Raw genomic sequence first — 17927 nt, 5'->3', positions numbered from 1 at the left:
CTTGGCGCGGGGGCCTTCGTCAGGGCACACTGGCGCCCTGCCGCAACGGAATGGAAGTCATGGCCGAGCCCCGCAATCGCTATTCCACGGTGTCCCTGGCGCTGCACTGGATCATCGCCCTGGGCGTTCTGACGCAGGTGCTGCTGATCACCGCCCATGAGAACACCGAAGGGCCTCTGTCGGGTCAGTTCGTCATGCTGCACAAGTCGGTGGGGATCACGATCCTGGTCCTGACCCTGGCGCGAATCGGCTGGCGACTGGCGCACCCGGCCATTCCCCTGCCGGTCGAGACGCCGCGCTGGCAAAAATGGACGGCACGGGCGACCCATGTGCTGTTCTATGTGGTCCTGATCGCCATGCCGATGACCGGCTGGCTGGCGTCCTCGGCCGCCGGGCGCGAGATCGCCTGGTTCGGCCTGTTCGACTGGCCGCTGCTGCCGGTCGGCGGCGGACGTGAGACGGCGGGGCGGCTGATGGACGTGCATGAGCTGGTGATGAAGGGGCTGTACGTCCTGATCGCGCTTCATGTGCTGGGTGCGCTGAAGCATCAATTCATCAATCGAGACAATGTGCTTCATCGGATGATCCCGCTGATCCCGCGTCGGCCATGAGCCCGCGAGGCGGCGACACGCCTGAACAGGCCGCGGAGGCCTTGCGGCGGGGCGAATTGATCCTGCTGCCGACCGAGACCGTCTATGGGCTGGGCGCGGACGCAGGTCGGCCGGAGGCGGTGGCGGCCATCTTTGAGGCCAAGGGAAGGCCGCGGTTCAACCCGCTGATTTCCCATGTCGTCGACGCCATGGCGGCGGAAGCGATCGGTGTGTTCGACAGCCAGGCGCGGGCTCTGGCCGAGGCCTTCTGGCCGGGACCCTTGACCCTGGTGACGCCGGTGCGGGATCGCGACCGGGTGTGCGATCTGGCGCGGGCCGGGCTGGACAGCGTGGCCATCCGGGTTCCGGGCCATGCCGGGGCGAGAGCCGTGCTGTCGGCCTTCGGCAGACCGGTCGTGGCGCCCTCGGCCAATCGGTCCGGGCGGCCCAGCCCGACGACCTTCGCCGACGCCGTGGATGAGACGGGGTTCGCCGTGACGGCGGCCGTGGACGGCGGGCCGTGCGCGGTGGGGCTGGAGAGCACGGTCGTATCGGTGCTGGGCGGACGGGTGGCGCTGCTGCGACCGGGCGCCGTGACCCGCGCCGAGATCGAGGCTGTAGTCGGCCCGCTGACGGACAGCGGGGAGGGGCATCGCTCGCCGGGGCGGCTGGCCGTCCACTATGCGCCGGACGCCCCGGTGCGGATCGATGTGGTCGAGCCCCGTGAAGGCGAGGTTCTGTTGGGCTTCGGGGCCGGGGTGGGGGAGGCGCGCTGGAGCCTGAGTCCGTCGGGCGATCTGCGAGAAGCGGCCGCCAACCTGTTCAGATTGTTCAGGGAAGCGGATCGGACGCATCCTGTGGGCATCGCCGTATCGCCGATCCCGGCGCAGGGGCTGGGCGAGGCGATCAACGACCGGCTGCGTCGCGCCGCCGGCTTCGTCGGCTAGGGCGAACGCCACCTCAGCCGAACCGGGCCTGGAGATCGACGCTGGACTGGCGTCCCACGCAGGGCAGGCAGGTGGTCAGCCAGTCTTCGGCGGCGGCGCGACCCCGGCTCTTTAGATCGTTGAGGAAGCTCCATTCGGTGTTGAACTTGGACCGCAGCGACAGGTCCGACAGCCAGCCGTCCGCCTCGATGGCGTGGAGACGGACTTGGCGATAGGCGCCGGCGCCGTGTTTCAGCTGGCCGTCGGCGATCATCTCTGCGGCCATGGCGATGGCGCGCAGTTCGGCGATCAGGGGGGCGTTGAAGACGATTTCGTTCAGCCGATCGACGATGTCGCCGGCGGCGCGCGGGGTCTCCTCGCGGACCATGGGGTTCAGGGTGACCAGCAGCACGTCGTCGGGCGTGTCGTCGCCGGTCAGGGGCCACAGGGGGGGATTGGTCAGATAGCCGCCGTCCCAATAGGGTTCGCCGTCGATCTCGACCGCCTGGAACAGGTGGGGCAGGCAGGCCGAGGCCATCAGGACGTCGGCGCTGATCTCGCGGGTTTCGAAGACGCGGGCCCGGGCCTGACGGACGGCGGTGGCGGCGACGAACAGTTTGATGTCCGAAGCCTGGACCGCGCCGAAATCGACCGCCGCCTTCAGAACCCGCTTCAGAGGATTGTGGTTCAGGGGATTGAATTCGTAGGGGCTCATAGACAGGGCCAGGCTTTCGCCGGCGCGCCACAGGGGCGTGTCCTTGATCCAGTCGGGAGCCTGGGCCGGGTTCCACAGGGCGCTGTCGCCGAAGACGTTGCGGCCGCCCGACTGGTTGATCTCGCGCCAGAGCTTGTCGAGGGCGGCGCGGGCGTCGCCGGCGGCGAGGCCCGAGACCAGGGCCGTCCCGTTCATGGCGCCGGCCGAAACCCCGGAGACGGCGCGGACATCGATCCGGTCGTCTTCGAGCAGCCGGTCCAGGACGCCCCACTGGAAGGCGCCGTGAGACCCGCCGCCCTGCAACGCCAGGGACAGGGGGCGTCGTCCCGATGATACGGCGACAATATCCGTCGGTTCGGCGGCCTTTCTTTTGAAGATCGCCATGCCGCCGCTCCCTAGATCATTGGTCTATTGCGCGGTCCAGCCGCCGTCGATGGAGAAGCTGGCGCCGTTGGCCGAGGCGCCCAGGTCGCTGACCAGATAGAGGAAGAGGCCCGCCAGTTGGTCGGTCGTCACGAACTGTTTGGTCGGCTGGGCCGCCAGGATGACGTCTTTCAGCACCTGTTCCTTGGTCAGGCCGCGGGTGCGGGCCTGGTCGGCGATCTGTTTCTCGACGATCGGGGTCTCGACGAAGCCGGGGCAGATGGCGTTGCAGGTGATATTGTCCTGAGCCAGTTCCAGGGCGACGGTCTTGGTGAAGCCGACGATCCCGTGCTTGGCCGCGACATAGGCCGATTTGAACGGGCTGGCGACCAGACCGTGGGCCGAGGCCATGTTGATGATCCGACCGCGCTCCTGGGCCTTCATGATCGGGATGGCCGCCCGCGTGGCGTAGAAGGCCGAGGACAGGTTGATGGCGATGATCTGCTCCCACTTGTCGGTGGGGAATTTCTCGACGGATTCGACGTGCTGGATGCCGGCGTTGTTGACCAGGATGTCGAGCCGGCCGAACTCGTGCTTGGCGAAGGCGACCATGTCGGCGATCTCTTCGCCACGCGTCATGTTGGCGGCGTGATAGCGGACCCGGCCGCTGGACGAGGCCTCAAGCCCGGCGCGGGTGCGTTCGATCTCGGCCGGATCGCCCAGGCCGTTCAGCACCACATCGCCGCCGCGCGCCGCCACCGCCCGCGCGAGGGCCAGGCCTATGCCCGAGGTCGAGCCCGAAATGACCGCGACCTGGCCCTTGAGGTCGCCGATGTCGCGAAAGACCGGGGCGTCGCCGTGGGCGGCGCCAGGCCCCTTGGATGACTTCGACCAGTTGAACATGGATCCGCCCTTTGGTGTTTTGGCGTCAGACTAGCGGCAGGAGGGGTCGGGGATCAAGAATTTCCCGATCTGATGAATATCCACTCGTTGTCGGTCGAGGCGGCCTTGTCGAACTTGTAGCCGTCCCGGTCGAAAGCCTTGAGATCGGCGACCTGTTCCACCCGCTCGTCGATGACGAACCGGGCCATGGCGCCGCGCGCCTTCTTGGCGAAGAAGGAGATGATGCGGCTCTCGCCGTTCTTCTCTTCCCGGAACTGGGGGGTGACGACCGGCAGTTTCAGGGCCTTGGCGTCCACGGCGCCGAAATATTCCTGGCTGGCCAGATTGACCAGGGTGGGGTCGGAATGACCCTCGGCGTCGGCGTTGAGCTGTTTCGAGATCCGGTCGCCCCAGAAGTCGTACAGGCTGGAGCCGCGCCGGGTCTTCAGCCTCGTACCCATTTCCAGCCGATAAGGCTGAATACGGTCGAGCGGGCGCAACAGGCCGTAGAAACCGGACAGGATGCGCAGCCGGTCCTGGGCGAAGGCGAGGGCCTTGGCGTCCATCTCGCGGGCCTTCAGGCCTTCATAGACGTCGCCGGCGAAGGCGAAGGCGGCCTGGACGCCGTCGGTCGATTCGGGATCGAAGGCCTTGAACCGTTCAACATTCAGGGTGGCGAGATCGTCGGAGATGCCCATCAAGCGACGCAGATCGGCCTTGGTCTGACGCCGGGCGGTCGTGGACAGGCTGGCGGTGTCCTCCCGGAAGCGGCGTTCCGTGCCGGGGATGGCCGGATCGGCTTCGGCGAAGTCGAGCCGCTTGGCGGGAGAAAGAACGATCAGCAAGAGGCGGCTCCTTGTCAGCGCCGCTCACATAGGCCGCTTCGGCGACGATTTGAACCGGGTGCGGCGCGGGGTCGCCCAGGGCATGCCCGGCCTACGCGCGGAGCCCGTGGAATGCGGCGCGCATGATAGTCAAACCGGTGAGATTGGCGAGTCTCATCCCATTGAGGCCGAGAACGGACTATAACTAAAATCTATCACGCATCTGCAAATAAGTGATTGGGCTTATTTGTTGCAGTGCGATAGGAAGCGGGCCTCCCCAACTCTTGCTGAATGGACGCCCTGCATGGCCCTCATCAACACGACCCTGAAGCCCTTCACCGCCGAGGCCTATAAGGACGGCAAGTTCCTGACGGTCACCGACGCCGACGTGGCGGGCAAGTGGGCGATCTTCTTCTTCTATCCGGCCGACTTCACCTTCGTCTGCCCGACCGAGCTGGAAGACCTGGCCGACCATTACGCCGAGTTCCAGAAGCTGGGCGTCGAGATCTATTCGGTGTCGACCGACACCCACTTCTCGCACAAGGCCTGGCACGACTCGTCGCCGGCCATCGGCAAGATCACCTACACCATGCTGGGCGATCCCTCGGGCCTGGTGACCAACAACTTCGACGCCATGCGTCCGGGCGTGGGCCTGGCCGACCGTGCGACCTTCCTGGTCGATCCGGACGGCGTGATCCAGTTCACCGAGACCACCTCGGAAGGCATCGGCCGCAACGCCGCCGAGCTGCTGCGCAAGGTCAAGGCCGCGCAATATGTGCGTTCGCACCCGGGTGAAGTCTGCCCGGCCAAGTGGGAAGAAGGCGAAGCCACCCTGGCGCCGTCGCTCGACCTCGTCGGCAAGATCTAAGACTGAACGCCTATCGGGTCCGGCCTTCGGGTCGGACCCACCCGGCCGCCTCCCTGTCTCGTGGGGCCGGACGCTATCGCGCAGGCCTCGCCGGGATCGGCTCGAAGGCGGCGCGCAACCCCTGAAATTCGAGGACTGCCCCATGCTGGACGCCAATCTGAAATCTCAGCTCGAGGGCTACCTCAAGAACATCGTCCATCCGGTCGAACTGGTCGCCTCGCTGGGCGCGGGGCCCAAGTCGATCGAGCTGAAGACCCTGCTGGAGGAGATCGTCTCGGTCTCGCACGGCAAGGTCGAGATGGGTCGCGACTATGACGACGAACGCCAGCCCAGCTTCCTGATCCGCAGGAAGGGCACGGACATCGGCGTGCGGTTCGCGGGCATTCCGCTGGGCCACGAGTTCACCTCGCTGGTGCTGGCCCTGCTGCACGTCGGCGGCCATCCGTCCAAGGCGGCGCAGGAACTGATCCAGCAGGTCAAGGACCTGGACGGCGACTATGTGTTCGAGACCTATTTCTCGCTGTCCTGCCAGAACTGTCCCGACGTGGTGCAGGCCCTGAACCTGATGAGCGTGCTGAACCCGCGCATCAAACACGTCGCCATCGAAGGCGGCCTGTTCAAGGACGAGGTGGACGAGCGCAAGATCATGGCCGTGCCGACGGTCTTCCTGAACGGCGAACTGTTCGGCCAGGGCCGGATGGAGCTGGAGCAGATCGTCGCCAAGCTGGATTCGGGCGCCGAGGCGCGGGCCGCCGAGCGGCTCAAGTCCAAGGATCCGTTCGACGTGCTGGTGGTCGGCGGCGGCCCGGCCGGGGCGGCGGCCGCCATCTATACGGCGCGCAAGGGCATCCGTACCGGCATCGTGGCCGAACGGTTCGGCGGCCAGGTGCTGGACACCATGGCGATCGAGAACTTCATTTCGGTGCCCCATACCGAGGGGCCGAAACTGGCCGCCCATCTGGAGCAGCATGTCCGCGAATATGAGGTGGACCTGATGAACCTGCAGAAGGCGGCCAAGCTTATCCCGGCCAAGGTTCCCGGCGGTCTGCACGAGGTGGTGCTGGAGAACGGCGCCAGCCTGAAATCGCGGACCGTGATCCTGTCGACCGGCGCTCGCTGGCGCCAGATGAACGTGCCGGGCGAGGACCAGTACAAGAACAAGGGCGTGGCCTATTGCCCGCACTGCGACGGGCCGCTGTTCAAGGGCAAGCGGGTGGCGGTGATCGGCGGCGGCAACTCGGGCGTCGAGGCGGCCATCGATCTGGCGGGCGTCGTGGCCCATGTGACCCTGATCGAATATGACAGTGATCTGCGCGCCGACGCGGTGCTGCAACGCAAGCTGGCGACCCTGCCTAACGTGCGGATCGTCACCTCGGCCCTGACGACCGAGGTGCGCGGCGACGGCGAGAAGGTGACGGGCCTGTTCTACAAGGACCGCAATTCGGACGCCCATCATCATGTCGACCTGGAAGGCGTCTTCGTTCAGATCGGCCTGATCCCGAACACCGAATGGCTGCACGGGGCCGTGGGCCTGACCCCGCGAGGCGAGATCGAGGTGGATCATCGCGGCGAGACGTCTCAGCCGGGCATCTTCGGCGCCGGTGATGTGACGACCGTGCCCTACAAGCAGATCGTGGTGGCGATGGGCGAGGGCTCCAAGGCGGGGCTGGCGGCCTTCGACTATATGATCCGCACCGTGCCGGCCAAGGAAGAGGTCGTGGCGGCCTGATCGTCAGGTTCGCCAGCGGCTTATGGCGGGTCTTTCGGTCGTTACTTTAAAGCGACCTGGTCGAAGATCCAGCAGAACGCCAGCAGCAGGACGAGGCCCTGGGCGAACAGGCCGCCCAGGCCTGGCGCACCGCCGCCGTGTGATCCGCCCGCGTAGGCTTCACGGGTCTGGGGCTCCTCGCGGGGGCGCGTCGGCGGAGCGTCGTAACCCCCGGTGCAGCTGTGCTTGTCGTCGTTCACTCGCCCGCTCCCTCGCCTGAGTGTCGTCCCATCGAGCCGATGCTGTACGGCGAAGCCTGAAGCGCAGGTATAGAGATTGGGTTACCGGCGGTTTGCCACGCGCAAGCCGGGCGGGGTCCGGCGTCTAACGGTCCATGAAGGCGGCGACGGCGGCGTAGCTGTCTGCGATATGGTGGGCGCCGCGGGCGACCAGGCGTTCGGCGTGGCCGTCGCGGATATGGCCGCCGGCGGTCAGGCCGACCACCGTCATGCCGGCGGCGACCCCGGCGGTGACGCCCGCCTCGCTGTCCTCGATCACCAGGACGCGGGCCGGGTCTACGCCCATGGTGTCGGCGGCGTGCAGGAAGATGTCGGGATGCGGCTTGCCGCGCTCGACCACCAGGCCGGTGAAGACGGCGCCGTCGAAATGGTCGGTCAGTCCGAACAGGTCCAGGCCGACGCCGATCCAGTCGGGGCCGCTGGACGAGGCGATGCAGCGGGCCTCGGACCGGGCGGCGACGAAGTCGATCATGCCGGGGACGGGCTTCAGATGGATCGGCGCGCGGGCGCGGCAGGTGGCGAACCAGGTGGTGTGGAAGTCTTCGGGACAGGGCCGGCCCAGGGCGGCCTCGACCGCCGGCCGGTTGTCGCGCCAGCGCTTGCCCGTATAGGCGGCGAGGACATCGTCCAGGCTGGTGGGCAGGCCGATGGCGGTCAGCTGCTCGGCCATGACGGTGCTGTTCAGCACCTCGCTGTCGGCGACGACGCCGTCGTAGTCGAAGATGATCAGGTCGTAGGGCATGCGGCGGCTCAGGATGGGGAGCCGGCCTTCTCGGCGCGCTTTGCGGCGTCCCAGAGGCGGTCCATCTCCTCCAGCGTCGATTGGTCGGGCGTGCGGCCGTCCTTGGCCAGTTCCGCCTCGATGAAGCCGAAGCGGCGCACAAACTTGGCGTTGGCGGCGCGCAGGGCGTCCTCGGGCTCGACGTCCAGCTTACGGGCCAGGTTGGCGACGACGAACAGCAGGTCGCCCAACTCCTCGCGCGCCTTGGCCATGTCGCCGGCGGCGATCTCGACGCGCAGTTCCGCCACCTCTTCGGCCAGCTTGTCGAACACCTCGTCGGTCGAGGGCCAGTCGAAGCCGACGCGGCCGGCGCGCTTGGTCAGTTTGGCGGCGCGTGTCAGGGCGGGCAGGCCGACCGGGACGTCGTCGAGGACGCCGGGCTTTTTCCGATCCTTGCGCTCGGCGGCCTTGATGGCTTCCCAGGCGACGGTCTGCTCTTGGGACGAGCGATGGGCTTCGTCGCCGAAGACATGGGGGTGGCGGCGTTCCAGCTTGTCGGCGATGGCGGTGACCACGTCGTCGAAGGCGAACAGCCCCTGTTCCTCGGCCATGCGGGCGTGGAAGACAACCTGGAACAGCAGGTCGCCTAGCTCGCCCTTCAGCTCGTTCAGGTCATTGCGCTCGATGGCGTCGGCGACCTCGTAGGCCTCCTCGATCGTATAGGGGGCGATGGTGGCGAAGGTCTGCTCCACGTCCCAGGGGCAGCCGCCGTCGGGGTCGCGCAGCCGCTCCATGACGCCGAGCAGGCGGTCGATGGGCCTCATGCCTGAGCCTCCGCGTCACGGGCGTCCAAGGCTTTGCGGATCTCGTTGTGGCGGGCGGCGGTCAGCGGATAGGCCTTCAGCACCCAGCCGGCCAAGACCAACAGCACGCCGGGGACCAGGATGAAGAGGATCTGGAGCGTGAGCAGGGCGGCGTCGCTGTTGCCGCCCGGCCCGGGCACGGCGCGGAAGCCGACCCATTGAAGGATGAGATAAGGCACCAGGGCCACGACGTGGCCGATCTTGGTGGTGGCCGAGAGGATGGACAGCATCAGGCCGGTGCGGTCGACGCCGGTCTCGAACCGCTCCTGGTCGCCGGCGTCGGCCATCATGGCGCGGGTCAGGAACAGGCCGGCGGCGTAGGGCAGGCCGGCGATGAACATGACCACGGCGGTCAGGACGAAATTGCCGCCGGGAACCAGGGTTGCGCCGACATAGAGGACGGCCGAGACGAGGCTGGCGATCGCCAGGCCCCGGTCCTTGCCGACCCGGGTCGCCAGCCAAGCCCAGAAGGGGGCGCCGCACAGGCCGGCGACGAAATAGAACAGCATGAAGAGCCCGGCCTCGGTGTGATCATAGCCGCGGATCTGGCCGAAGAAGAAGAACAGCAGCGAACCGGTGATGCCCGGCGCCACGCCCAGCAGCAGGTCGGCGATCAGCAGTTTCTGCACCACGGGCGTCTTCAGCAGGGCCAGATAGGCGCCGAGACTGCCGTGCGGTTGATCCCCGGCGGTGACGGGCTCGGGTACGGCGACCATGGCCAGGCCGACGGTGACCGGCAGGGCGATGATGATGCCCCAGCCCATGATCCGCACCCCGTCGGCATAGGTCCCGATCCCGGTCTGGACCACCACGGTCGGCAGGACCAGGATCAACACCACCCCGATGATGTTGAACACCTGCCACCAGCCGTAGACGCGGCTGCGCTGATCATATTGCGGCGCGAGAACGGCGGCCCAGCCCAGCTGGCCCAGGGTGCCGATGGAGAAGCCGAGGTAGAGAAACAGCAGCCAGCCGAACAAGTAGATCGGCGGCGCGCCCGGCTGAACCACGACGAACATCATCAGGGCCGCCAGCATCAGCATCGGCGTCGAGATCGCCATCCAGGGGCGATAGCGGCCGAACCGGGTCTTGGTCTTGTCCATGCCCCAGCCGAGGAAGGGATCGAAGACGATGTCGATCAGACGCACGGCCATGAAGACGGTCGCGACCACGCCCAGCTCAAGCCCGACGTGGGTGGCGTAGAACTCCGGCAGGGTGACGGGCAGGGCCACGCCAAAGGCCGCCAGCGGCAAGCAGGGGCCGGAGAAGGCGGCGAGCACGGCGTTGGAGCGACGGGGCGCGGCGGCGGCGGTCATGCGACGGGTCCGGGACAGCCCGGATGAGTCGGGCCGACGCAAGATTGCAGGTTTGGACGCGGGAGCGGAGTCGGATTCGGGCGGAAGGCCGTCTGCGCGCTTGCTCCAGAGGGCCGCTTGAGGCTTGCTGGGGAGATGTGGCGAAGTCTTCTCGCGTTTCTGACGATCTGGCTGGTTCTGGCCTTCGCCGGCGCAGCGCGCGCGGCGGGGCCGTGCCATACCAACGCCGACGTCTGGGGCGAGGAGGCCCTGGCCAATGCGGCCTCGGCCTATGGACTGGAGTGGGCGCCGTTCGGGGCGACCGAGTACGGCTGGAGGACCTATGTCCCGCTGATCCAGCAGGAGCTGCACACCCAGTGCGGACCCGGCACGCCGATCTTCGCCTCGCAGTTGGCGGGGTTCCAGCAGACCCATGGCCTGGCGCCGACCGGCCTGTTCGACGCCGCAACCTTTCAGGTGTTGCGCGGTCTGTGGCAGGAGCGGCGGCCGTTCGTGATGGCGCGCACCCGCGGGGAATGCCCTGATCCGCCGCCGATCAACCAACTGGGCTATCTGGTCGCGTCAGAGGAGCACGCCGACCGGCTGACCCGGCTGTTGCGGCGCGACGTGCTGGACGCCTATCGCCGGATGGTCGCCGCCGCCCGGGCCGAGGTTCCCGAGGTCGCCGCCGATCCCGAACTGCTGCAGATCTTTTCAGGCTTCCGCGATCCCGAGGCCGACGCAGCGCGCTGCGCCCAACAGGGCAATTGCGACGGTCTGCGCCGCGCGGTCTGTTCGCCGCACCGGACAGGGACGGCGGTTGATCTGTACGTCGGCCAGGCGCCGGGGCGGGGCGTCGATTCGACCGCGCCGGCCAGTCGCGAACATATGGCGCAGGGCGCGACCTATCGGTGGCTGGTCGCCAACGCCGGCCGGTTCGGGTTCGTCCCCTATGTCTATGAGCCGTGGCACTGGGAATATGTGCGGCCGTGGGATCCGGCCTTCGCGCCGTGAACCTGGCCGAGCCGGGCCTGCGACAGGAAAACCGATCCAGAGGACTTGAATGAGGGACCGGCTCACGCCAAGTTAGCAACGGTCGTTGTTGCGAATACGGCCCAGTTGTTTAACGGAGCCTCCCTCATGCCCAAGATTCTCGTCCTCTACCATTCCACCTATGGCCATATCGAAGCCATGGCCGACGCTGTCGCTGAAGGCGCGCGCCAAGTCGAAGGCGCCGTCGTCGATATCAAGCGCGTGCCCGAACTGGTGCCCGAGGAACTGGCTAAGGCGTCCGGTTACAAGCTGGACCAGGCGGCGCCTATCGCCAAGGTCGAGGACCTGGCCAACTATGACGCCATCATCATCGGCGCCGGCACTCGTTTCGGCACCGTCGCCTCGCAGATGCGCAACTTCCTGGATCAGACCGGCGGGCTTTGGTTCAACGGCGCCCTGGTGGGCAAGGTCGGCGGCGCCTTCACCTCGACCGCGACCCAGCACGGCGGCCAGGAAACGACCCTGATGGGCCTGGTCCAGACCTTGATGCACCATGGTCTGATCGTCGTCGGTCTGCCTTATGCCTTCCAGGGCCAGATGAATATGGACGAGATCGTCGGCGGCAGCCCCTATGGCGCCACCACCCTGACGAAGGGCGACGGCTCGCGCATGCCTAGCCAGATCGACCTGGACGGCGCTCGCTTCCAGGGCAAGCATATCGCCGAGATCGCCAAGAAGCAGTTCGGCTGATCCGATGCGCCAGCCCGCCGTCTTCTTCGGTCATGGTTCGCCGATGAACGCCCTGGGCGGTCCCTATGGGGCCGCCTGGCGCGCGCTGGGCGAGGCCGTCGGCAAACCCAAGGGGGTGATGATGATTTCCGCCCACTGGGAGACGCGCGGGCTGGGCGTTACCGCGCAGGAACGACCCGAAACCATTCATGATTTCGGGAATTTTCCGCGTGAACTTCACGAGATGCAATATCCCGCGCCCGGGTCGCCCGAACTGGCGGCGCGGGTCGCGGAACTGACCGGCGCGGTGCAGACGCAGCAATGGGGTCTGGATCACGGGACGTGGTCGGTGTTGTGCCACGTCTGGCCGGACGCCGACGTGCCGGTGGTGCAGCTGTCGCTGAACCGGGAGCTGACGGCGCGTCAGCATTACGAAGTGGCCAAGGCCCTGCGGCCGCTGCGGGACGAGGGGATCGTCATCGCCGGCTCAGGCGATTTCGTCCACAATCTGCGGACCTGGAAGCGGGAGGCGGGGGCCGAGCCCTATGCCTGGGCGACCGGGTTCAATACGGCGGTGAAGGCGGCGTTCGAGCGGGGCGACCACGAGGCGCTGATCGACTGGGTCGGTCTGGCCGAGGATGCCCAGCTGAGCGTGCCGACCGACGAGCACTTCCTGCCGGTGCTCTATGTGGCCGCCCAGCAGGCGGTCGGGGAGGCGGTGAGCTTCTTCAACGACCGGATCGAGGGCGGATCGATTTCGATGACAGGGGTCAGGATCGGGTGAGCCCGATCACGCCGCCTTGTCGCTCTCGACCATCTTCTGGATCGTCACATAGTCGGTCTTGCCGGTGCCCAGGACCGGGACCTCGGCGACCTTGACGATCTTTTTGGGCACGATCAGCTCGGGGGCGCCGTTTGTGCGGGCCCATTCGGCGAGGGGGGCGACTTCGGCCTCGGCGTGGTCGGTGACCAGGACCAGTTTTTCGCCCTTGCGGGTGTCGGGGATGGAGACGACGGCGTGGCGCTGGTCCGGCCAGACCGCGCCGGCGATGCCCTCGACCGCGGTCAGGGAGACCATTTCGCCGCCGATCTTGGCGAAGCGTTTGGCGCGGCCCTTGATGGTGATGTAGCCCTCGGCGTCCACATCGACGATGTCGCCGGTGTCCAGCCAGTTGTCCTCCACCGGCGACCATTCCAGGGGCTCGGCCGAGGTGACATAGCCGCTCATCACATTGGGCCCGCGCAGGAACAGGCGGCCGCCGTCGGCGATGCCTTCGACCGGCTCGAGCCTCCAGTCCAGGCCGGGCAGGATCTGGCCGACCGTGCCGGGGGCGTTGCGGTCCGGGTGGTTGACGGCGACGACCGGCGAAGCCTCGGTCGCGCCGTAGCCCTCAAGCAGTTCGACGCCGCCGAACTTGGTGTTGAACAGATTCCGGGTCTCCTCGCGCACCTTTTCGGCGCCGGCGACCACGAACTTCAGGGTGGCGAAATCGTCGGCCTCGGCGACGCGGCCGTACTGATTCAGGAAGGTGTCGGTCGCGAACAGGATCGAGGCGTTCACCTGGGGCAGCAGGTCGGTGATCTGTTTGGCGTGCAGCGGCGACGGATACTGGAAGGCCTTCAAGCCCTGAAGCAGGGGCAGGATGACCCCGCCGGTCAGGCCGAAACAGTGGAAGGTGGGCAGGGGATTGAACATCACCCATTCCGGCAGCAGGTCGATATGAGCCGCGACCTGACGGGCGTTGGCGACCAGGTTCTTCTGGCTCAGCACCACGCCCTTGGGCGTGCCGAAGCTGCCGGAAGTGAACAACACGACACCCGGCGAGTCTGGATCGGTCTTGACGCGGAAACGCTTGGGCGCGGCGCCGGCGGCCAGGCCGTACAGCTTGTCGGCCAGGCCGATGGTCTTGCGCACATCGTCCAGCCAGACGACTTCGGCGACCGTTTTCAGTTCGACGATCAGATCGTCCAGCTTGGCCTGGTCGATGAAGCGTTTGGCGGTCAGGACCTTCTTGACGCCCGAGGCCTTGATCGCGGCCTTCAGATTGGCCTCGCCGGCGGTGAAGTTCAGCATTACCGGCACACGGCCATGCGCGTGCAGGCCGAAGAAGGTGACGACCACGCCCATGGACGACGGCAGCAGGATGGCCACCCGTTCGCCCAGCTCGGTCATGTGCGCGATCTTGCGGCCCAGGACGAAGGCGGCGCGGATCAGGCCGGTGTAGGTGAGGGGATGGCGATCCTGGTCCTCCAGGATTTCCTTGTCGCCGAAGCGGGCGCGCGCATCGATCAACGCGTCGATCAGCGAGGTGTCGTACAGCGAGGGATCGAGGGCCTGGCGCAAACGCGTCTCCTGCGGAGGGCGCGAGGGGCCCTCTCTGTTGTCGGGCGTCCGTCATTAATGACGCGACGGCGTCTTGAAAAGATAGGTTACGCGGCGTGAGTTCCCAAGCCCGACCTGGGGCGCGCCATCATCTGTAACCGGCCGTGGCTTGCCATTAGACGTCGGAAGGCCGAAATACCGGCCATGGTCACCCTGATCGACACCCTTCAGCGCAAGCCGTCGGAGCTGCGCCACCCGGAAAAGCAGAACCGGCCGGAGTCGGTCGTTCTGAAAAAGCCCGACTGGCTGCGGGTCAAGGCGCCCGGCTCGGGCCAGTATAATGCCACCAAGGACATCGTCCGCTCCAAGGGTCTGCACACGGTCTGCGAAGAGGCGGCCTGCCCGAACATCGGCGAGTGCTGGAGCCAGAAGCACGCCACCCTGATGATCATGGGCGACACCTGCACGCGGGCCTGCGCCTTCTGCAACGTCAAGACAGGCCTGCCCCAGCCGCTGGACCCGGAAGAACCGGGCAAGGTCGGACTGGCGGTGGGGCAGATGGGCCTGAACCACGTCGTTATCACCTCGGTCGACCGTGACGACGTGGCGGACGGCGGCGCGGCCCACTTTGCCGAGGTGGTGCGCCAGATCCGCATCCAGGCGCCGAACACCACCATCGAGATCCTGACGCCCGACTTCCTGCGCAAGGACGGGGCGGCGGCGGTGATGATCGACGCCAAGCCGGACGTCTTCAACCACAACCTCGAGACCGTTCCGCGCCTGTACCTGAAGATCCGGCCGGGCGCGCGCTACTTCCACTCCCTGCGTCTGCTGCAGATGGTCAAGGAACGCGACCCGGAACAGTTCACCAAGTCCGGCATCATGGTCGGTCTGGGCGAGACCAAGGAAGAGGTCATGCAGGTGATGGACGACATGCGGTCCGCCGGCGTCGACTTCATCACCATCGGCCAGTACCTGCAGCCGACGCGCAAACACGCCGCCATCGACCGGTTCGTCACGCCGGAAGAGTTCAAGGCCTATGAGGCGATCGCCCGGGCCAAGGGCTTCCTGATGGTGTCCTCGTCGCCGCTGACGCGTTCGTCGCACCACGCCGGCGACGACTTCGCCCGGCTGAAGGCCGCGCGCGAGGCGCAGCTGCGCCGCTAAGGTTCGAATGGCCGTCCACCGCGTAACGCGCATCCTTCCGTATGCGCCCGAACAGCTCGCCGATCTGGTCGCCGATGTGCGCGCCTATCCCGACTTCGTGCCCTGGGTCACCTCGATGCGGGTCTGGAACGAGCGCGCCGAAGGCGAGGGCGTCACGGTCTCGGACGCCGAGGCGGGCGTGGGTTTCTCCTTCCTGAAGGAACGGTTCTCCACCTGGGTCCGGCATGACCGGAACGCGCCCAAGGTGGAGGTCGGCCTGCTGCGCGGGCCGTTCAAGCACCTGAAGAATCGGTGGGAGTTTTTCCCCCATCCCGACGGCGCCCGGCTGGAGTTCATGATCGACTTCGCCTTCAAGTCGCGCATGCTGGATTTGATGCTGTCGGCCAACTTCGACCGGGCGGTGGAAAAGCTGATCGGCTGTTTCGAAGCTGAGGCGAAGCGGAGGTACGGCAGGCCATGAGTTTCGATTTCGACGCGACCGTCGTGGGCGCCGGGGCGGTTGGCCTGGCCTGCGGTCGGGCGTTGTCGAAACGGGGCCTGACGGTGCTGGTGCTGGAGAAGGAAGGCCACATCGGCCAGGGCGTCTCGTCGCGCAATTCCGAGGTCATTCACGGCGGCCTCTATTATCCGACCGGGTCGCTGAAGGCGCGCTTCTGCGTCGAAGGGCGGCGGGCGCTTTATGACTTCCTGGCCAGCCGCAAGATCGATCACCGGAAATGCGGCAAGTTGGTCGTGGCTACGCAAGAGGCCGAGGTCGAGCGGATCGAGGCCATCTTCGAACAGGCGACGGCCAACGGGGTCGAGGGGCTGGAGCACCTGACCGGCGCCCAGGCGCGGGCGCTGGAGCCCGAGCTGAACGCCCACGCCGCCATCCTGTCGCCCGAGAGCGGCCTGTTCGACAGTCACGGCTATATGCTGGCCCTGCAGGGCGAGATCGAGGATGCGGGCGGATCGGTCGTGGTCTCAGCCCCGTTCGAGGGGGCCGAATCGCTGCCGGGCGGCGGCTTCACGATCCGCGTGGGCGGGGAGGGGGCGATGGAGGTCTCCAGCCGCCTGCTGGTGACGGCGCCTGGCCTGTCGGCGCAGGCTGTCGCGGCGGCCGTCGAGGGCTATCCGGCTGGCGACATTCCCGCCGGCCATTTCGGCAAGGGCGTCTACTTCCGGCTGGTCGGCAAGGCGCCGTTCGACCGACTGATCTATCCGCCGCCGATTCCCGGCGCCCTGGGCACCCATTACCGCAAGGATCTGGGCGGCCAGGCGGTGTTCGGCCCCGACCTGGCCTATGTCGAGACCGAGGACTATTCGGTCGATCCGGCCAAGGCGCAGGTGTTCGCCGCCTATATCCGCCGCTTCTGGCCCGGCCTGCCCGACGGCGCCCTGACGCCCGACTACGCCGGGATCCGGCCGAAGCTGCATGGTCCGGGCGAACCGCAGCCGGACTTCCAACTGCACGGCGTCGAGCACCACGGGATCGAGGGGCTGATGGCTCTGTTCGGCATCGAAAGCCCCGGCCTGACCAGCTCGTTGGCCATAGGCGAGGCTGTGGCCGCTGCGCTGACGGCGACGGCATGACTGAACGCGAAAAGATGTTGGCGGGCCTGGGTTATAACCCGGGCGACCCGGATCTGCGTGACGGGCGTGCGCGCGCCGTGGGCCTGACGGTCGCCATCAACGCCGAGCCGGATCGCGACAAGCGCCGCGCCCTCGTCAATGAACTGGTGCGCGCGGCCGATGGCAAGGCGGTGATCATGCCGGGCTTTTTCTGCGACTATGGCGTCAATATCCATTTCGGAGCGAACGCCTTCGTCAACGCCAACAGTGTTTTTCTGGACTGTGCCGAAATTCGAATCGGCGACAACTTCCAGGCGGGGCCTGGGGTGCAGTTGCTGACACCGGAACATCCGCTGGACGCCGTCGAACGGCGAGGGCTAGAATCCGCCCGACCGATCACCATCGGCGATGATGTATGGATCGCCGGCGGGGCGATCGTTCTGGCGGGGGTGACGATCGGAGATCGCGCCGTCGTTGGAGCAGGCAGCATCGTGACCAAGGACGTGCCGCCTGACGTCGTCGTGGTCGGCAACCCGGCCAAGGTGGTCAAACATCTGACTCGGAACGCCATCCCGTGATCCGTCAGCTCGTCACGCCACGCCTCATTTTGCGACGGGCGAGACCAGGCGATGTCGATGATCTGCATCAGGTCTTTTCATCGCCGGACGCCATGCGGTGGTGGTCGACCACACCGCATGAGACCAGGGAACAGACGGTGGAGTGGCTGGAGAGCATGATCGCCGCTGACCCTGAAAACAGCGATGATTTCGTCATCGAGGCGCAGGGACGGGCCATCGGCAAGGCGGGGTTCTGGCGTCTGCCCGAGATCGGCTACATCCTGCACCCGGACCATTGGGGCCGAGGCTTGGCGACAGAGGCTCTGACCGCCGTAATTGATCATGTGATGACCACGCGGGATGTCGCTGCAGTGACCGCCGACGTCGATCCCGCCAATGCGGCGTCCATTCGGCTTTTGACGCGTTTGGGCTTCGAACAGACGGGGGCCGCCACCCGAACCTGGCTGGTCGGAGGCGTCTGGATGGACAGTCTTTACTTCGGGCTGGACCGTGATCGCTGGAAGTCGTGCAAGACGCCTTGAAATCATCGTGC

General features: G+C 66.9%; 20 protein-coding genes. 12 read left to right on the top strand and 8 right to left on the bottom strand.

Going from position 1 to position 17927, the window contains the following annotated elements:
* The first annotated feature begins 59 nt into the window (after nucleotides 1-59).
* On the top strand, nucleotides 60-611 hold the full coding sequence (locus tag ACW17X_RS04075) for a cytochrome b (RefSeq protein ID WP_492086802.1): 552 nt from the start codon (nucleotides 60-62) through the stop codon (nucleotides 609-611).
* The gene (locus ACW17X_RS04070) at nucleotides 608-1537 is read left to right on the top strand and encodes an L-threonylcarbamoyladenylate synthase (RefSeq protein ID WP_492099775.1); all 930 of its coding nucleotides are present in this window, start codon (nucleotides 608-610) and stop codon (nucleotides 1535-1537) included. The genes ACW17X_RS04075 and ACW17X_RS04070 overlap by 4 nt, the downstream gene beginning before the upstream one ends.
* A 13-nt stretch (nucleotides 1538-1550) precedes the next feature.
* On the opposite strand, the gene ACW17X_RS04065 is transcribed toward ACW17X_RS04070, so the two are convergent.
* The 3 genes from ACW17X_RS04065 to yaaA are packed head-to-tail and all read right to left on the bottom strand — an operon-like array spanning nucleotide 1551 to nucleotide 4321.
* Nucleotides 1551-2615, bottom strand: a complete 1065-nt coding sequence (locus tag ACW17X_RS04065) for a patatin-like phospholipase family protein (protein ID WP_492099774.1) — start codon at nucleotides 2613-2615, stop codon at nucleotides 1551-1553.
* 24 nt (nucleotides 2616-2639) lie between these two features.
* The gene (locus ACW17X_RS04060; protein WP_492099773.1) at nucleotides 2640-3497 is read right to left on the bottom strand and encodes a 3-hydroxybutyrate dehydrogenase; all 858 of its coding nucleotides are present in this window, start codon (nucleotides 3495-3497) and stop codon (nucleotides 2640-2642) included.
* A gap of 53 nt (nucleotides 3498-3550) precedes the next feature.
* Entirely contained in the window at nucleotides 3551-4321 is a 771-nt protein-coding gene (gene yaaA / locus ACW17X_RS04055; RefSeq protein WP_492099772.1) for a peroxide stress protein YaaA, read from the bottom strand.
* Nucleotides 4322-4604: 283 nt separating this feature from the next.
* Here yaaA and ahpC point away from each other — a divergent pair, with 283 nt between their 5' ends.
* On the top strand, nucleotides 4605-5168 hold the full coding sequence (gene ahpC, locus ACW17X_RS04050) for an alkyl hydroperoxide reductase subunit C (protein ID WP_008260815.1): 564 nt from the start codon (nucleotides 4605-4607) through the stop codon (nucleotides 5166-5168).
* 142 nt (nucleotides 5169-5310) lie between these two features.
* Nucleotides 5311-6897, top strand: coding sequence for an alkyl hydroperoxide reductase subunit F (gene ahpF, locus ACW17X_RS04045; protein WP_492099770.1), 1587 nt, complete (start codon nucleotides 5311-5313; stop codon nucleotides 6895-6897).
* A 41-nt stretch (nucleotides 6898-6938) separates the two neighbouring features.
* On the opposite strand, the gene ACW17X_RS04040 is transcribed toward ahpF, so the two are convergent.
* The 4 genes from ACW17X_RS04040 to ACW17X_RS04025 form a co-directional block, all read right to left on the bottom strand.
* Entirely contained in the window at nucleotides 6939-7136 is a 198-nt protein-coding gene (locus ACW17X_RS04040) for a hypothetical protein (protein WP_492099769.1), read from the bottom strand.
* A gap of 124 nt (nucleotides 7137-7260) precedes the next feature.
* A complete protein-coding gene (locus tag ACW17X_RS04035; protein WP_492099768.1) occupies nucleotides 7261-7917 on the bottom strand; it encodes an HAD family hydrolase in 657 nt (218 codons plus the stop codon).
* An 8-nt stretch (nucleotides 7918-7925) separates the two neighbouring features.
* Nucleotides 7926-8720 (bottom strand): nucleoside triphosphate pyrophosphohydrolase, encoded by a 795-nt coding sequence (gene mazG / locus ACW17X_RS04030; protein ID WP_492099767.1) that lies wholly within the window; start codon nucleotides 8718-8720, stop codon nucleotides 7926-7928.
* On the bottom strand, nucleotides 8717-10075 hold the full coding sequence (locus ACW17X_RS04025; RefSeq protein ID WP_492099766.1) for an MFS transporter: 1359 nt from the start codon (nucleotides 10073-10075) through the stop codon (nucleotides 8717-8719). Before ACW17X_RS04025 ends, mazG begins: the two co-directional genes overlap by 4 nt.
* Nucleotides 10076-10210: 135 nt before the next feature.
* Here ACW17X_RS04025 and ACW17X_RS04020 point away from each other — a divergent pair, with 135 nt between their 5' ends.
* From ACW17X_RS04020 to ygiD, 3 genes are all read left to right on the top strand, one after another.
* Nucleotides 10211-11068 (top strand): D-alanyl-D-alanine carboxypeptidase family protein, encoded by an 858-nt coding sequence (locus ACW17X_RS04020; protein ID WP_492099765.1) that lies wholly within the window; start codon nucleotides 10211-10213, stop codon nucleotides 11066-11068.
* Nucleotides 11069-11194: 126 nt separating this feature from the next.
* Nucleotides 11195-11797 carry an NAD(P)H:quinone oxidoreductase gene (gene wrbA, locus ACW17X_RS04015; RefSeq protein ID WP_492099764.1) on the top strand — a complete coding sequence of 201 codons (603 nt, stop codon included), beginning with the start codon at nucleotides 11195-11197 and terminating at the stop codon, nucleotides 11795-11797.
* 4 nt (nucleotides 11798-11801) lie between these two features.
* Nucleotides 11802-12560 carry a 4,5-DOPA-extradiol-dioxygenase gene (gene ygiD, locus ACW17X_RS04010; RefSeq protein WP_492099763.1) on the top strand — a complete coding sequence of 253 codons (759 nt, stop codon included), beginning with the start codon at nucleotides 11802-11804 and terminating at the stop codon, nucleotides 12558-12560.
* Between the two features lie 6 nt (nucleotides 12561-12566).
* On the opposite strand, the gene ACW17X_RS04005 is transcribed toward ygiD, so the two are convergent.
* A complete protein-coding gene (locus tag ACW17X_RS04005; RefSeq protein ID WP_492099762.1) occupies nucleotides 12567-14120 on the bottom strand; it encodes an AMP-binding protein in 1554 nt (517 codons plus the stop codon).
* A 183-nt stretch (nucleotides 14121-14303) separates the two neighbouring features.
* On the opposite strand from ACW17X_RS04005, the gene lipA reads away from it, so the two are divergent.
* From lipA to ACW17X_RS03980, 5 genes are read left to right on the top strand one after another with little or no spacing between them, the layout of a single operon-like run.
* Nucleotides 14304-15266, top strand: coding sequence for a lipoyl synthase (lipA, locus tag ACW17X_RS04000; protein WP_492043460.1), 963 nt, complete (start codon nucleotides 14304-14306; stop codon nucleotides 15264-15266).
* A gap of 7 nt (nucleotides 15267-15273) precedes the next feature.
* Nucleotides 15274-15726 carry a type II toxin-antitoxin system RatA family toxin gene (locus tag ACW17X_RS03995; RefSeq protein ID WP_492099761.1) on the top strand — a complete coding sequence of 151 codons (453 nt, stop codon included), beginning with the start codon at nucleotides 15274-15276 and terminating at the stop codon, nucleotides 15724-15726.
* The gene (locus tag ACW17X_RS03990) at nucleotides 15723-16838 is read left to right on the top strand and encodes an NAD(P)/FAD-dependent oxidoreductase (protein WP_492099760.1); all 1116 of its coding nucleotides are present in this window, start codon (nucleotides 15723-15725) and stop codon (nucleotides 16836-16838) included. Before ACW17X_RS03995 ends, ACW17X_RS03990 begins: the two co-directional genes overlap by 4 nt.
* Nucleotides 16835-17395: a sugar O-acetyltransferase gene (locus tag ACW17X_RS03985; protein ID WP_492099759.1), complete on the top strand. Its 561-nt coding sequence runs from the start codon at nucleotides 16835-16837 to the stop codon at nucleotides 17393-17395. The genes ACW17X_RS03990 and ACW17X_RS03985 overlap by 4 nt, the downstream gene beginning before the upstream one ends.
* Entirely contained in the window at nucleotides 17392-17916 is a 525-nt protein-coding gene (locus ACW17X_RS03980) for a GNAT family N-acetyltransferase (RefSeq protein ID WP_492099758.1), read from the top strand. Before ACW17X_RS03985 ends, ACW17X_RS03980 begins: the two co-directional genes overlap by 4 nt.
* Nucleotides 17917-17927 lie beyond the last annotated feature (11 nt).

The organism is Brevundimonas sp. FV1ye4L (genome assembly GCF_058681255.1).
This window is presented reverse-complemented; position numbering and strand designations above follow the sequence as displayed.

What these genes read in the sequence shown, in the direction of transcription:
- ACW17X_RS04035 (WP_492099768.1), bottom strand. Translation starts at nt 7,917, where the DNA reads ATGCCCTACGACCTGATCATCTTCGACTACGACGGCGTCGTCGCCGAC.
- wrbA (WP_492099764.1), top strand. Translation starts at nt 11,195, where the DNA reads ATGCCCAAGATTCTCGTCCTCTACCATTCCACCTATGGCCATATCGAA.
- mazG (WP_492099767.1), bottom strand. Translation starts at nt 8,720, where the DNA reads ATGAGGCCCATCGACCGCCTGCTCGGCGTCATGGAGCGGCTGCGCGAC.
- ACW17X_RS03985 (WP_492099759.1), top strand. Translation starts at nt 16,835, where the DNA reads ATGACTGAACGCGAAAAGATGTTGGCGGGCCTGGGTTATAACCCGGGC.
- ACW17X_RS03995 (WP_492099761.1), top strand. Translation starts at nt 15,274, where the DNA reads ATGGCCGTCCACCGCGTAACGCGCATCCTTCCGTATGCGCCCGAACAG.
- ACW17X_RS04060 (WP_492099773.1), bottom strand. Translation starts at nt 3,497, where the DNA reads ATGTTCAACTGGTCGAAGTCATCCAAGGGGCCTGGCGCCGCCCACGGC.
- ahpC (WP_008260815.1), top strand. Translation starts at nt 4,605, where the DNA reads ATGGCCCTCATCAACACGACCCTGAAGCCCTTCACCGCCGAGGCCTAT.
- ACW17X_RS04020 (WP_492099765.1), top strand. Translation starts at nt 10,211, where the DNA reads ATGTGGCGAAGTCTTCTCGCGTTTCTGACGATCTGGCTGGTTCTGGCC.
- ACW17X_RS04075 (WP_492086802.1), top strand. Translation starts at nt 60, where the DNA reads ATGGCCGAGCCCCGCAATCGCTATTCCACGGTGTCCCTGGCGCTGCAC.
- ACW17X_RS04070 (WP_492099775.1), top strand. Translation starts at nt 608, where the DNA reads ATGAGCCCGCGAGGCGGCGACACGCCTGAACAGGCCGCGGAGGCCTTG.
- ahpF (WP_492099770.1), top strand. Translation starts at nt 5,311, where the DNA reads ATGCTGGACGCCAATCTGAAATCTCAGCTCGAGGGCTACCTCAAGAAC.
- ACW17X_RS04025 (WP_492099766.1), bottom strand. Translation starts at nt 10,075, where the DNA reads ATGACCGCCGCCGCCGCGCCCCGTCGCTCCAACGCCGTGCTCGCCGCC.
- ACW17X_RS03990 (WP_492099760.1), top strand. Translation starts at nt 15,723, where the DNA reads ATGAGTTTCGATTTCGACGCGACCGTCGTGGGCGCCGGGGCGGTTGGC.
- ygiD (WP_492099763.1), top strand. Translation starts at nt 11,802, where the DNA reads ATGCGCCAGCCCGCCGTCTTCTTCGGTCATGGTTCGCCGATGAACGCC.
- ACW17X_RS04065 (WP_492099774.1), bottom strand. Translation starts at nt 2,615, where the DNA reads ATGGCGATCTTCAAAAGAAAGGCCGCCGAACCGACGGATATTGTCGCC.
- lipA (WP_492043460.1), top strand. Translation starts at nt 14,304, where the DNA reads ATGGTCACCCTGATCGACACCCTTCAGCGCAAGCCGTCGGAGCTGCGC.